Genomic DNA, 12,704 nt, shown 5'->3' on the forward strand with positions numbered 1-12,704 from the left:
TCAGTTGTTGCCCTTCACCATGTCGGCCGACGGCGCGACGCCGTTCTTCGCGTCCACTCCGCCGTACTGGCCGGCCTTGCCACTCGCCTGCTCGACCAGCGCGAACACCACCGTCATCTGGCCGCTCGGGATGTTCGCGACATCGACCGAGGACAGCGCCTTGGTCGCGTCGGAGTCACCGCGCAGCGCCTTCAGCAGGCCACCGTTCTGCGCCGATTCCGGCATCCCGGCGACCACCACGCCCGCGCTGCCCGCATCGAGACCTTCGGTGAAGTCCACCGCGTCGTTGTACGACGCGTTGTCCGGCGCCGGCGTCGGCGGCTTGGCCGCGACCACGACGACCAGGCTGGCCCGGTCCTTCGGCGTCTTCAGCGAGATCAGCTTGGCGCTGGCCAGCCCGCTGATGATCTTGGACGCCTCCGCGTCGACCGGCTTGGCCTCCTCGCGGGCCGCGACCCCGCGCGCCAGGATCATCCCGGCCCGCTGGTAGGTGTTGCTGTCGGCGGGGAAGCTGATGTCACTGGTGACGAGGTCGTTGACCAGCGGCTCGACCAGCTGGCGCTGGCCCGGATCGAACAGCTTGCTGTCCAGCGCGACCCGGGTGATGACCTGGCCGCCGGCCTGCTCGATCGACTCCTGGATGGAGTCCGCCATGTCCCCGGCGGCACCCGGCATCATCACCAGCGCGATGCGCTTGTTCGTCAGCTTTCCGTCGGTCAGGCCCGCGGTCACCTTCGCGACGTAGTCGTCGCGGTACTTGTCCAGCGCCTTGGCCTGCAGCAACTGCTCCCGCTGTTGCTCGACGGTGTCCCGGTCCTTGTTGGCCTGCGCCTGGACCACGTCGCTGGCGGTGCCCTTCAGCGGTCCGGCACCCAGCACCACACCGGCGCCGAGGGCGAAGAAGATCGCCACGATGGAGACGATGTGGTAGCGAAAGTCGATCACGTGAACAGCTCCCGGATCCAGTAGACGAAGTCGTTCCAGCGCGCCCGCAGGATCGACCAGAGCACGTCGTCGGCGCCGATGGCGACCATCGCCACCCCGAGCGCGAACAGGCCGGCCGCGATCAGCGCGGCCACCTGGAAGGACGACACCCGGCTGCGGTACAGCCGGCCGACGCCCTTGGCGTCCACCAGCTTCGCACCCACGCGGAGCCGGGTGATGAAGGTGCTCGCCATCCCGGAGCGCCCCTTGTCGAGGAACTCCACCAGCGAGTTGTGGGTGCCGACCGCGACGATCAGCGAGGCACCCTTGGAATCGGCCAGCAGCATCGCGACGTCCTCGCTGGTCCCGGTGGCCGGGAACTCGATCGAGTCGACGCCGAGCCGCTCCAGCCGCTCGGACCCTGGCGCGTGTCCGTTGCGGTAGGCGTGCACGACCACCTCGGCCCCGCACTTGAGCGTCTCGTCCTTGACCGAGTCCATGTCGCCGACGATCAGGTCGGGCACGTAGCCGTTCTCCACCAGGGCATCCGCCCCGCCGTCGACACCGATCAGGACCGGCCGGTACTCGCGGATGTACGGCCGCAGGGCCACCAGGTCCTCGCGGTAGTCGTAGCCACGGACGACGATCAGCACGTGCTTGCCGTCCATCGCCGTGTGCACAGCCGGTACGCCGACGCCGTCCAGCAGCAGGTCGCGCTCCTGGCGCAAGTATTCCAGGGTGTTCGCGGTGAACGCCTCGAGCTGGGTCGACAGGCCCGCGCGGGCGTCGTCCATCAACTGCGCGACGGTCTGGCTGTCCTGGACGAGACCCTTGGCGACGACTTCCTCACCGCGGTACAGGACGCCGTCGTGCAGGCGGACCCGCTCGCCTTCGTGCAGGACCGAGAAGACCTCGCGGCCGACTCCGTCGACCAGCGGGATACCCGCCTCGACGAGGATCTCGGGCCCCAGGTTCGGGTAGCGGCCGCTGATCGAGTCGGCCACGTTGACGACCGCGGCGATCCGGCAGTCCACCAGCGCCTCGGCGCTGACCCGGTCCAGGTCGACGTGGTCGATGACCGCGATCTCCCCCGGCTTGAGCCGCTTGGTGAGATTCTTGGTACGCCGGTCGAGCCGGACCACCCCGGCGATCCCGGGCAGTTCAGTTGGGCGTGCTCTCCGCAGGCTGGGCAGTTTCATCGCTTACTCATCCTGCCATGTCAAGAGCCTTCCACCCGCCTTTTCGGCGGCCACCCCGGTCACAGCCCGTCAAATCATCCTTTTGAACCAGGCTTCAGCTCACTGCTTTTTCTTCTTCTTTGTCTTCACATGCCGCTGGGCGGCGAGGGCGAGAAGCTCTTCCGCATGGGCCTGCGCGGCGTCGGAGTTCTCCAGACCCGCCATCATCCGGGACAGTTCCTTCAGCCGGGCGTCGTCGTCCAGCGCGACCAGTCCGCTGGTGGTCACCGAGCCGTCATCACTCTTCAGCACCACCGCGTGACGGTCCGCGAACGCGGCCACCTGCGGCAGGTGCGTCACCACGATCACCTGCGCCTTCTCCGCCAGCCGCGCCAGCCGCTTGCCGACCTCGACCGCGGCCCGCCCGCCGATCCCGGCGTCGATCTCGTCGAACACCAGCGTCGGCACCGGATGCGTGTCGGACAGGATCACCTCGAGCGCCAGCATCACCCGCGACAGTTCACCGCCCGAAGCGGCCTTCTGCAACGGCCGCGCCGGACTGCCCGGGTTCGCCGCGAAGCAGAACTCGATCTCGTCCGCCCCGAACGGCCCCGGCGCGGTCTCGTGGATCTCCACGGTCAACGTCGCGTGCGGCATCGCCAGCCCGCTCAGCTCCTCCGACACGGCCACGCCCAGCCGGGCCGCCGCCTCGCGGCGCGCAGTACTGACCTGGTCTCCGAGATCCTTCAGCTGGGCCCGCAGCTCCGTCAGCTCGGCGTTGAGTTGCTCGACCCGCTCGTCGCTGCCTTCCAGCTCGGCCAGCCGTGCCGCTGAGCGCTTCGCCCACTCCAGTACCTCGTCGACCGTGCCCTCTTCGGCACCGTGCTTGCGGACCAGCGCGGTCAGCAGCGCACGCCGCTCACTCACGACGGCCAGCCGGGCCGGGTCGGTGTCCACATCCGCGGCGTACGACGAAAGCTCGCCGGCCAGGTCAGCCGCGAGATAACCGAGCTCACTCGCGCGATCGGCCAGTTCGGCCAGCTTCGCGTCGTGCTCACGCTCCGCATCCAGCGCCTGCTTGGCCAGCGAGAGCAGACCCAGTACGTCGCTGGGCCGCGTCGACTCCAGGTCTTCCGAGGCGAGCGCGTCGGCGGCGGTGGTGGCCGCAGTACGGAGGCCGTCCGCGTACGCGAGCCGCTCCTCCTCGGCAGCGAGCTCCACATCCTCACCAGGCAAGGGCTCCGCCTTGGCGATCTCCTGCAACCCGAACCGCAACAGATCCGCTTCGGCCAACCGGTCGCGCTCGCGGGTGGTCAACTCGGTCAGCTCGGCCTCGATCTCCCGATGCCGCTTGTACGCCGTCGCGTACTCGCCCAGCGGAACCAGAACCGGCTTGCCCGCAAAGGTGTCGAGCGTCTCGCGCTGCCGGGCCGGCTGCAGCAACCGCCACTGGTCGGCCTGACCGTGAATCGCGACCAGATCACCGGACACCTCGGCCAGCACGGACACCGGTACGGACGCGCCACCCAGGAAGGCTCGCGACCGGCCCTCCGACGACAGCTCACGCGCGATCAGCAACTCGTCGTCGTCCAGCTCACCGCCACGATCCTCGGCCTGCTGCACGATCGACCGCGGTACTCCGCTCGCCCGCCCTTCGACCCGGGCCCGCCGAACACCGTGCCGGACCAGGCCGCTGTCGGCGCGACCGCCGAGCAGCATGTTCACTCCGGTCACGACCATCGTCTTGCCGGCCCCGGTCTCGCCGGTGACCGCGGTGAAGCCCGGATCGAGCTCCAGCGTGGCGTCCTCGATCACGCCCAGTCCGGTGATGCGGATCTCCGAGAGCATGGCTAGTGTCCCGTCAGTGATGTAGGTCGAACGATAGCGGTGCCCAGGTGCGTGCATCGCGGTGTTTGAGCAGTGGCCTCGATGCGGAGCATCGTGGGCGCTGGGCAAGCGCCGTGAGGTGCGTGCCTGGGCGCCGATAGCGTCGAGCTACATCGCTGACGGGACACTAAATCTCCTCTTGTGAACTGCTGTCGCGCTCTGCGTCTGGGTTGCGGTCCCGCGCGGCGCGGCCGCGCCAGCCGAGCACCGGTAGGTCGAACTTCGCCACCAGCCGGTCGGTGAAGGACGCCTCGTGCGCCCTCGCCAGCCGGACCGGCGTCTTGCCGCGCCGGACCTGGATCCGCGCTCCCGGCGGCACCTCGACCATCCGCCGTCCGTCACACCACAGCACCCCGCGGCCGTGCCAGGCGGCGATCAGTTCGATCGACAACTGCGACGTCGGCGCCACCACGATCGGCCGCGAGAACAACGCGTGCGCGCTGAGCGGGACCATCAGGATCGCCTCGACCTCCGGCCAGACGATCGGTCCACCGGCCGAGAACGCGTACGCCGTACTGCCGGTCGGCGTCGCGACCACCACTCCGTCACAGCCCCAGCGGGACAGCGGCCGGCCGTCCACCTCGACCATCACCTCGAGCATCTTCTCCCGGGCCGCCTTCTCCACACTGGCCTCGTTCAGCGCCCAGGTGTCGAAGATCAGCTCGTCCTCGTGCCACACGTCGACCGCGAGCGTCATCCGCTCCTCGACCGTGTAGCTGCGCTCGACCACCACGTCGACGATCCGCTCCAGGTCGTCCCGCTCGGCCTCGGCGAGGAACCCGACATGGCCGAGGTTCACCCCCAGCACCGGCGTACCGTGCGGGCGGGCCAGTTCGGCGCCGCGCAGGATCGACCCGTCACCGCCGAGCACGATGATCAGCTCGACGTCCTGGGCGGCCTTGTCCGGGTCGTCGACGATCTCGACCGGGTCGAGCTTCATCGCCTCGGCCTCGATCGCGAGCAGCCGGATCACCAGGCCGGCGTCGGCCAGCAGCCGGTGTGCCTCGCGCGCCACCTCGACGGCCAGGTCGCGGCCGGTGTGCGTCACCAGCAGCACGCGCCGTGGCTCGGACGCCGGGTCAACCACGGGGGACCTGCCCTTCAGTCACATCGGTACCGCTCACTGCGGGCCGCTCTCGATGGCGGTCCGGAGCATCGTCTCATCGAGCGGAGGCGCCGTACGCCGTATCCACAGGAAGTATTCGACATTTCCTGACGGACCCGGCAGCGGACTGGCCGCCACGCCCGCCACTCCCCAGCCCAGCTCGGCCGCTTTCCGGGCCACGCCACGGACGGCGTCGGCGCGCAGTACCGGGTCGCGGACGACGCCACCCTTGCCGAGCCGCTCCTTGCCGACCTCGAACTGCGGCTTCACCATCAGCATCAGCTCGCCGTCGGGCTTCACCACGCCGAGCAGCGCGGGCATCACCAGCGTGAGCGAGATGAAGCTGAGGTCGCTGACGACCAGGTCGACGGGCTCGCCACCGATCGCGTCGAGGGTGAGCGTGCGGACGTTGGTCCGGTCCATCACGGTCACCCGCTCGTCGGTCTGCAGCGCCCAGACGAGCTGGCCGTAGCCGACGTCGACGGCGATGACGCTCTCCGCGCCGTTCCTGAGCAGTACGTCGGTGAAGCCGCCGGTCGACGCACCCGCGTCAAGACACCGCCGACCTTTCACCTGTACTTCGCTGAACGCCTCGAGCGCGCCGATGAGCTTGTGCGCACCGCGCGACGCGTACCCCGGATCGTCGGTCTCGGACGTGTCGACCAGGATCGCCGCATCCGCGCCGACTCCCGTCGCCGGCTTCGTCGCCACCGTCCCAGCGACCTTCACCTTGCCGGCCAGCACCAGCTCACTGGCGTGGTCCCGCGACCTGGCCAGCCCTCGGCGTACCAGCTCAGCATCCAGCCGGGACCGCTTCACCCCTTTAGCCATGGTCCCCCGCGGTCATTCAACCCCGGTCGCCATGCTCGGCGTCCGCCTCCACCAAAGCACTCTGCAACCGCTCATGCAGCTCCGCAAAAACCTCCGCATGCTCCCCCACCGGCCGCTCCCGCAATTCCTCCAACCGCCCCATAGTCTCCTCAACCAACGGATGCACCCCACCCTCATCAACCTCCGGCTCTACAGCAGCCGCCGCAGGAGCCGACACAGGAGCAGCCGGACGCGGAGCGGCAGGAGCAGCCGCAGGCGGCACGGCCGCCGACGAAGCAGGAGCAGCAGGCCGAGGCGCACCCTGCTCCCCACCCACCCGCGGAAACACCTGACCAGGCCCCGGCACTCGCCCAAACGCCTGCCCAGGCGTAGGCACCGCACGAGACGAAGCCTCACCCCCAGCAGGCGCCGAAGGCGCGGCAGACTCGTCCGTAGCCTCCGCTGCAACCGCAGTGTCAACTGCTGCCTCGGCAGCAATCACCGGCGGCTCGACGGCATCGTCGGCAAACGCACCCGCGTCGGAGCCCCAAGCTGACAGGTCCTCGTCAGACTTGTCAGCTGCATCTGCGGCGGCTGCCGGAGGCTCTTCTGTTGGTGTGCTGTCCGGCCAGTCTTCGGGGCCGTCGTCTACGTAGGAGTGGGTTTCGAGGGAGGCCTCGAAGGCTTGTTCGGTGTCTTCGGCTGGTTCCGGGGTCGGGTCGCCGTAGACGGTGAAGCCCGCCAACAGCGGGTCCGTGTGCGGGCGACCTTGCAGCGTCGGGTTGACCCAGTTGGTCGGGCGGTACTGCGACTCCGGTTCGGGCTCGGAGTCGTAGTCGGGCTGGGACTGTTCGTCGGGCTCGGGCTCGTAGCCCGGCTCGACGTCGGGGTCGACTGCCGGGGGGAACTGCTCGCCGGGGTAGTCGGTCACGTCACGCCTTCTTCGCCGGGGCCTTCTTGGCCGTCTTCTTCGCCACGGACTTCTGCGCCGCGCTCTTCGCAATAGTCTTCTTCGCGGCCGCCTTCTTGACCGGCGGCGTCTTCACAGCCTTCTTCGCAGCCTGCTTCCCCGGCGCGCCTTCCAGCAGCGCGTCACCCGCCGGCGCATCCCCGGTCGGCGCCGCAGCCGCAACCGGCGCAGAGCCGGCAGCAGTGGCCGCGTTGGCCGCAGCGGCAGTCGCGGCCGCCAGGGCGTCCCGGGCATCGGCCAGCTCGCGCTCGAGCCCGTCCACGCGCCGGCTCAACGCCCCGACCTCCTCGGACCGGACGAAGCCCAGCCGCGCCACCGCGCCCTCGACCTCGTTCGCCACGATCGCCTGCAGCAGCTGGCGGTTGCTCTTGCTGGTGGCAACGATCTCCTCGGCCAGGTCGCTCACCTTGGTGGTCACCCCGGACGTCAGCGCGTCGGCGCCGGTCTGCTGCAACAACGCCTTCGCGGCCTGCTGGGCCCGCTGCTTCGTCACCTCGGTCAGCCCGCTCGCCAGCTGTACGTAGCCACGCAGTGCATCCATCACCATGACAAACCTCCGTGCTCGATTCTGTCCCGCCCACCGCAGCGGTCAGGCCCGGTTGCCAGCCACGGTATCGCGCTGCGCCCGTATTACCAGTCCACCCATGCTTTCCGGGCTAGTTGCTCAGCCCGACCCGGTGCAGCGCCTCGTCGATCTTGATCGACCCCGGCTCCGGCGCGGGCTTCGGCAACGGCCGCCGTCCACGCGAAGCGCTCTTGGCGGTGCTCTTCGCCACCGGCTTGGGCGGAGCGTCCACCGCCGCCCAGGTCGCCGACAGGATCGCCCGCAACCCGTCGTACGGTTCGCCCTCGCCGGTCACGGCCACCGCGCCGTCGACCACCGACGCCGTCCAGCCCTGACAACTGTGCTTCGCGCCCTCGACCTTCACGCCTGGGTGCTTCTCCCGCAACGCGCCCAGCCCGGCTCCGATGTACGTCGGCCGCTCGTTCTTCGGCGCCGCCGCGAGGTCATGGGCATCGTGGACACCGGTCGCCACCCACAGGCTGGCGATCCCGACCGCGTGCGCGCCGGCGATGTCGGAGTCCAGCCGGTCCCCGATCATCAACGGCCGCTCGGCCTTCAGCCGCTCGATGCTCGTCTCCAGCAGCGGCGGCTCAGGCTTGCCCGCCACCACCGGATCCACCTCGACAGCCGCTCGAATCGCCTGCACCAGCGTCCCGTTCCCCGGTGCCTTGCCGCCCGCGGTCGGGATGGTCAGGTCGAGGTTCGTCGCGTACCACTTGGCGCCCTCGTTGATCGCGTGCGCGCCGTCGGCAAGCATCACCCAGTTCACATCCGGGTGAAAGCCCTGTACGACGGCCACCGGGTTCGCGTCGCTGCTCCGGACCGGCCGCAGCTCGTACTCCTCGAGCGCCGCGATCAGCCCTTCGCCACCGACCACGAGCACCGGCGAACCCTTCGGGAACTCCTTCGCGATCAACTTGGCCGCCGCCTGTGCGGACGTGACGACGTCCTCGCCGATCACGTCCAGCCCGAACGACGCCAGGTGCTCGGCGACCACCGAGGCGGGCCGGCTGGCGTTGTTGGTGATGTAGCCGATCCGCATGCCCTCTTTGGCTGCTTTGCGCAGATTGTCCGGCGCGTCCGGCACGGGATCCGGCCCGACGTACACGACGCCGTCCAGATCGAGCAGCGCCACGTCGTACCGGCCGGCGAGCGGTTCGTCACAAGCGGACAGTGGAGCGGGCGATTCCTGTGTTCTGGTCATGCTTCCCCCCGTACGATGCCGCCCATGTCAGAAGCGTCCGCAACCGTCTTGCGGCTCGAGCCGCTGCAGGCCTGGCGGTTCGTCGCGGGCAAGGTGCGGACGCTCGGCGCGGTGACGTCGCCGCCGTACGACGTACTGGAACCCGCCATCGTCCGGCGGCTGACTGATTCTGATCTCCACAACATGGTGAGGCTCATCCTTCCACGCGATCCCGAGCTGGGTCCCGGCCGGTACGACGAGCCCGCGCGCAGGCTGTCGACCTGGCAACGCGAAGGGGTGGTGATCCAGGACCGTAAGCCTGCTCTCTACGTGTACGAGCAGCGGTTGCAGGGCGCCGTACTGTGCGGCCTGGTCGGTTCGCTGGTGCTCGATCCAGCCCGCAAAGTGGTGTTGCCGCACGAGGACGTGATGCCGCACTGGGTCGACGACCGGCTGGAACTGATGGAGGCGACGGACGCCGACCTGGAGCCGATCCTGCTCGCGTACGCCGGTGGCAGCCGGGAGCGCAATTTCGTCAGCGATGCCGTGGACGAGGCCCGCTCGGGTGAACCGTGGCTGGTCGCCGATACCGAGAACGGCGCCCACCACCAGATCTGGCGGATCGACGACCCGGTCGTCCTGGCCAAGATCTCCGACGAGCTCGCCACCCACGAGGCGCTGATCGCCGACGGCCACCACCGGTACGCGGCGTACCTGGAACGCAACCGGCGCGAACCCGATCGCGACGGCACGGAAGTCGGCCTCGCGATGCTGGTCGACAACGATCGCCATCCGCTGACCCTCGACCCGATCCACCGCGTCGTCCCCGGCCTCACCATCGACGTGGTGCTGTCCCGTACGCCGCCTGGCTGGCAAGTGCTCCCCGGACGGATAGAAGGCGTCCCTGACCGCATAGCCATCACTGACGGCACCTCCTGGGTGACGCTGCAGTCCACAGAGGGCCAGGTGACTCCCACAGTCGCCCTACTGCACCGGGAGCTACTCCCAGCCTGGGGAGTCCCCGCAGACGAGATCACCTTCCACCACGCCCTAAGCGACGCAGTAGCCCTAGCCAGCCCCCACCAGGCCGCCGTAGAGCTAGTAGCCCCCCGAATGCACCAGGTACTCCGCTCAGCCGCCCAAGGCACAGTACTCCCCCAAAAAGCCACCTCCTTCGGCCCCAAACCCCGAGTAGGCCTCCTCTTCCGCATGCTCACCTAGCCCACCAGACACCCAACCCGGCCCGGCGGAGGCCGGCGCAGCGGACCACGCAGCCCGACGGCCCTCGGAATGACAAGCGGCCCGGGTGGGCAGCGGATTCCTCCACTCCCCACCCGGGCCACTTGTTTATCCGCGCTCAGCTACCGCAGCATCCTGCGCCCAGCCAGCTCAGTCCGTTCACTTGCCGTCTTGCTCGTCACCCTCGACGTCGCCGTGGTCGTCCGCCTTGGCGTCGGACTCGGTGTCAGCGGTGTTGTCGTCCTCAGCCTCGTCGTCGGAGTCGTCCTCAGCTCCGTCGTCCTCGGAGTCGAGGTCAGCCTCGTCGTCTTCGGAGGCGAGGTCGAGGGTTGCCTCGTCGACGACGATGAACTCTTCTTCGTCGTCCAGGTCGGTGAACTGGAGGCCTTCTAGTTCGGCAGCGCGCTCAGCGGCGCCGGTCGAGCCGTCGGCGTCGGCGCCGGCTGCCCGGTGGAACCAGATCAGCGCCTCCTCGATCCGGCCCGCCTCGGCCAGTGCGTCGGCGTACGCGTAGCGCAGCCGCGGCAACCACTCAGCGCGAGTCCGCTTGGTCAGTTCCGGCACCTCGAGCGTCTGGATCGCCGCCGCCGTCTGCCCCATGTCGCGCCGGGCCCCGGCCGCCACGATCAGCATCTCGATCTGCGAACCCTCTTCGAGCCCGACGACCTGCTTCTCCCGCGACAGCGCCAGCGCCTTCTCCGGCCGGCCGAGCGCACGCTCGCAGTCAGCCATCGCCGGCAGCACTTCGTGGTTGCCCGTCATCCGCCGTACCGCACGGAACTCCGTCAACGCCTCGTCATAGTGCTCCGACAGATAAGCCGTGACAGCCACCGCCTCCCGTACTCCGCCCAGCCGCGCCGCGAGACGTCGCGCCGTCTTGGCGTGCTGGTAGGCGAGCTCGGGGTCGGAGTCCAGCAGTTGCCCGGATGCGACCAGGTGCTGAGCGACCAGGTCGGCGAGAGTGCGCGGCAACGACCGCAGCTCAGCCTTCACCCCACGGTCGAGCTCCGCACCGGTGATGCCGGCCGGAATGACCGGGTCGTCCTTGCGCGGACCGACCCTCTCCTCGTCACGCCCGGTCCCACGACCACCGCGCTCGCGATCGTCCCGCCGGCCGCCGCGCTCCTCGCGCCTGGGCCCGGACCGGTCATCACGACGCGGTCCACGGTCGTCACCTCGAGAAGCAGGACCCTGGTACCCGGTCCGATCGTCCCGCCGCGGCACAGAACCGGTCCGGTCATCACTCCGCGGCCCAGTCCGCTCGCCACCCTTGAACCCGGTGGGCCGGCCATCCCGAGGAGGCCCAGACCGCGCCCCACCCTGATACCCGGTCCGAGGAGCCCCACGATCATCCCGCCGAGCCCCAGCACCCCGGTCATCCCGACGCGGAGCAGCCCCACGATCATCACGCCGCGGCGCGGCACCACGGTCATCACGCCTAGGCGCACTGCGCTCATCCCGGTTGTACCCACCGCGGTCGTCCCGCTGCGGCGCACCCCGGTCATACCCACCACGATCATCGCGACGCGGCGCACTGCGCTCATCGCGGCTGTACCCACCGCGGTCATCCCGCTGCGGCGCACGGTCATCGCGGCGCGGCGCACTCCGGTCGTCCCGGTTGTAACCACCGCGGTCGTCGCGGCGCGGAGCGCTGCGGTCATCGCGGTTGTAACCGCCACGGTCCTCGCGGCGCGGGGCGCTGCGGTCGTCGCCACGGGGGGCGGAGCGGCCGTCGGAGCCTAGAGAAGAACGGTCATCGCGGTTGTAACCACCACGGTCATCGCGACGCGGCGCACTGCGCTCGTCCCGGCTGTACCCACCGCGGTCATCGCGACGCGGAGCGCGGTCGTCGCCGCGGCTCGGCAGCTGACCGCGGAACGGGTCGCGACCGGGCTCGTTCTTGTCGTCCCAGCGCGTGTTCCGCTTGGCCGCCGGCTTGTCGTCCCGACGCGGAGCCGACCGGTCATCCCGACGCGGAGCCGAGCGATCGTCCCGCGAGTAACCCGACTTGCCAGCGCCACCACCCGCACGAGGGCCACTGCCACCCGTACGAGGGCCGCCACCAGTACCACCGGTACGCGGAGCGCCACCACGGCCGCCACCGGACGAGCTCCAAGAGCCACCCGAGGAACCGCCAGAGCCACCACGCGGTCCACCAGAGGAGCTACCTCCACGGGGACCACCAGAAGATCCACCCCGGGGAGCGCCAGTAGACCCGCCGCGGGGAGCTCCAGAGGAACTCCCTCCACGCGGACCTCCGGACGAGCTGCCACGAGGGGCACCGGAGCTCGGGCCGCCGGAGCGGGGTCCGCCGGTGTTCCCGGAGCGTCCACCGCCGCCGGCACGACCCGAACCGCCGGACGAACCACGGCCAGAGCGATCGCCCGGGCCAGAGCGGGGGTTGCGAGGTGGCGTAGCCACGGTGACTCCTATCGGTCGTACGAGGTGAAGAACGGCGCTCAGACAAAAATACAGGCACAAACATTAAGGGCCACCCGGTGTGGGTGGCCCTTAACAGTGTGAATGTCCGGCGACGTCCTACTCTCCCACGACCTCCCGGTCGCAGTACCATCGGCGCTGAAGGGCTTAACTTCCAGGTTCGGAATGGAGACTGGGTGTTTCCCCGACGCTATGGTCACCGTAACTCTATAGAAATATCAACCAACCACACACAAGCCACTTCTCTGGCTGGGGGTTGACCGTATTCCGGGAACCGTATAGTGGACGCGTAGTGTCTTGCAGCAAGTATTTGTTGTCCCAAACAGTGTTTGGTGTTGAGACAAGCCCTCGGCCTATTAGTACCAGTCAGCTCCACACCTTGCGGCGCTTCCACTTCTGGCCTA

11 protein-coding genes and 1 rRNA gene are annotated in these 12,704 nt (G+C 69.2%); 1 reads left to right on the forward strand and 11 read right to left on the reverse strand.

The features are described from left to right. From AB0F51_RS33735 to AB0F51_RS33770, 8 genes are all read right to left on the reverse strand, one after another. On the reverse strand, window positions 1-945 hold the full coding sequence (locus tag AB0F51_RS33735) for a copper transporter (RefSeq protein ID WP_360286493.1): 945 nt from the start codon (window positions 943-945) through the stop codon (window positions 1-3). Beyond that, window positions 942-2,123, reverse strand: coding sequence for a putative cytokinetic ring protein SteA (gene steA, locus AB0F51_RS33740; RefSeq protein ID WP_360286496.1), 1,182 nt, complete (start codon window positions 2,121-2,123; stop codon window positions 942-944). The genes AB0F51_RS33735 and steA overlap by 4 nt, the downstream gene beginning before the upstream one ends. 99 nt (window positions 2,124-2,222) lie before the next feature. Next, on the reverse strand, window positions 2,223-3,950 hold the full coding sequence (gene recN / locus AB0F51_RS33745; protein WP_360286499.1) for a DNA repair protein RecN: 1,728 nt from the start codon (window positions 3,948-3,950) through the stop codon (window positions 2,223-2,225). Window positions 3,951-4,116: 166 nt separating this feature from the next. Continuing rightward, window positions 4,117-5,076, reverse strand: a complete 960-nt coding sequence (locus tag AB0F51_RS33750) for an NAD kinase (RefSeq protein ID WP_360286502.1) — start codon at window positions 5,074-5,076, stop codon at window positions 4,117-4,119. Window positions 5,077-5,109: 33 nt separating this feature from the next. Then, window positions 5,110-5,925, reverse strand: coding sequence for a TlyA family RNA methyltransferase (locus AB0F51_RS33755; protein ID WP_360286505.1), 816 nt, complete (start codon window positions 5,923-5,925; stop codon window positions 5,110-5,112). Between the two features lie 16 nt (window positions 5,926-5,941). Next, entirely contained in the window at window positions 5,942-6,835 is an 894-nt protein-coding gene (locus AB0F51_RS33760) for a hypothetical protein (RefSeq protein WP_360286508.1), read from the reverse strand. Window position 6,836: 1 nt separating this feature from the next. Then, on the reverse strand, window positions 6,837-7,421 hold the full coding sequence (locus AB0F51_RS33765) for a phasin family protein (protein ID WP_360286511.1): 585 nt from the start codon (window positions 7,419-7,421) through the stop codon (window positions 6,837-6,839). A gap of 109 nt (window positions 7,422-7,530) precedes the next feature. Further along, window positions 7,531-8,643 (reverse strand): HAD-IIA family hydrolase, encoded by a 1,113-nt coding sequence (locus AB0F51_RS33770; protein WP_360286514.1) that lies wholly within the window; start codon window positions 8,641-8,643, stop codon window positions 7,531-7,533. 24 nt (window positions 8,644-8,667) lie between these two features. Between AB0F51_RS33770 and AB0F51_RS33775 the strand changes: the two genes are divergently transcribed. Then, window positions 8,668-9,843 carry a DUF1015 domain-containing protein gene (locus AB0F51_RS33775; protein ID WP_360286517.1) on the forward strand — a complete coding sequence of 392 codons (1,176 nt, stop codon included), beginning with the start codon at window positions 8,668-8,670 and terminating at the stop codon, window positions 9,841-9,843. Window positions 9,844-10,020: 177 nt separating this feature from the next. Here the strand turns inward: AB0F51_RS33775 and AB0F51_RS33780 are convergent, their stop codons facing one another. The 3 genes from AB0F51_RS33780 to rrf form a co-directional block, all read right to left on the reverse strand. After that, on the reverse strand, window positions 10,021-10,854 hold the full coding sequence (locus tag AB0F51_RS33780) for a hypothetical protein (protein WP_360286520.1): 834 nt from the start codon (window positions 10,852-10,854) through the stop codon (window positions 10,021-10,023). Continuing rightward, window positions 10,851-11,522 (reverse strand): hypothetical protein, encoded by a 672-nt coding sequence (locus AB0F51_RS33785; protein WP_360286523.1) that lies wholly within the window; start codon window positions 11,520-11,522, stop codon window positions 10,851-10,853. Before AB0F51_RS33785 ends, AB0F51_RS33780 begins: the two co-directional genes overlap by 4 nt. Window positions 11,523-12,386: 864 nt before the next feature. Beyond that, window positions 12,387-12,504, reverse strand: a 5S ribosomal RNA gene (rrf, locus tag AB0F51_RS33790). Window positions 12,505-12,704 lie beyond the last annotated feature (200 nt).

It is taken from the genome of Kribbella sp. NPDC023855 (genome assembly GCF_040639475.1).
In the GTDB taxonomy this organism is placed as follows: domain Bacteria; phylum Actinomycetota; class Actinomycetes; order Propionibacteriales; family Kribbellaceae; genus Kribbella.

Coding starts and splice junctions, on each gene's coding strand:
- steA (WP_360286496.1), bottom strand. CDS start 2,123: ATGAAACTGCCCAGCCTGCGGAGAGCACGCCCAACTGAACTGCCCGGG.
- recN (WP_360286499.1), bottom strand. CDS start 3,950: ATGCTCTCGGAGATCCGCATCACCGGACTGGGCGTGATCGAGGACGCC.
- AB0F51_RS33755 (WP_360286505.1), bottom strand. CDS start 5,925: ATGGCTAAAGGGGTGAAGCGGTCCCGGCTGGATGCTGAGCTGGTACGC.
- AB0F51_RS33765 (WP_360286511.1), bottom strand. CDS start 7,421: ATGGTGATGGATGCACTGCGTGGCTACGTACAGCTGGCGAGCGGGCTG.
- AB0F51_RS33770 (WP_360286514.1), bottom strand. CDS start 8,643: ATGACCAGAACACAGGAATCGCCCGCTCCACTGTCCGCTTGTGACGAA.
- AB0F51_RS33775 (WP_360286517.1), top strand. CDS start 8,668: ATGTCAGAAGCGTCCGCAACCGTCTTGCGGCTCGAGCCGCTGCAGGCC.
- AB0F51_RS33785 (WP_360286523.1), bottom strand. CDS start 11,522: ATGACCGCAGCGCTCCGCGCCGCGACGACCGCGGTGGTTACAACCGGG.